The organism is Komagataeibacter kakiaceti JCM 25156 (assembly GCF_000613305.1).
In genome coordinates this window covers 1-543 of the sequence record NZ_BAIO01000911.1, presented here as the reverse complement: position 1 = coordinate 543, position 543 = coordinate 1, and the positions used below count along the sequence as shown (strand labels likewise).

General features: G+C 67.8%; 1 pseudogene. It reads left to right on the top strand.

The annotated features are described in order from the left end of the window. Positions 1–543 (top strand): annotated as a pseudogene (locus JCM25156_RS26755) (S41 family peptidase); the annotation flags it as partial.

Here is a 543-nt window from a genome sequence, read left to right as displayed (position 1 = left end):
CCCGGCGCCACCACCCCCGCCACCGCATGAGGACAGGGTGGACGCGCCCGGCGGGACACAGATGAACCTGGCGATCATCTCCTCCGTCATTCAGGCGAGTCTGGCCTTCCTCCAGCCCCGTACGCTGGAAAGTCATGAAATCCATGATTTCGCCCTGTGGGGCCTGAACGGCGTGAGCGCGATCGACCCCTCCCTCAGTATCGAGGAGCAGCAGGGCTTCCTGCAACTGGCCGCCACCCAGCGGACCGTCATGGCGCTGCCGGTGCCCCCGGCCAATGACCTGCCGGGGTGGAGCGCGGCCATAACCCGCATGCTGGACGTGGCCTGGCAACATTCCGCCGCCATGCGCAGCACCGGGCAGGACGGCGTGCTGCAGGGCTTTTTTGATGAGCTGTTCAACCATCTCGACCCCTATTCCCGCTACATCGCGCCCGGCGCGGCCGTTTCGGACCGCAGCACGCGCACCGGCGGCGAAGCCTCGGCCGGGCTGACGCTGGGACTCGACCGGCACGCCATCATCATCACGGCGGTCAACGCAACGGC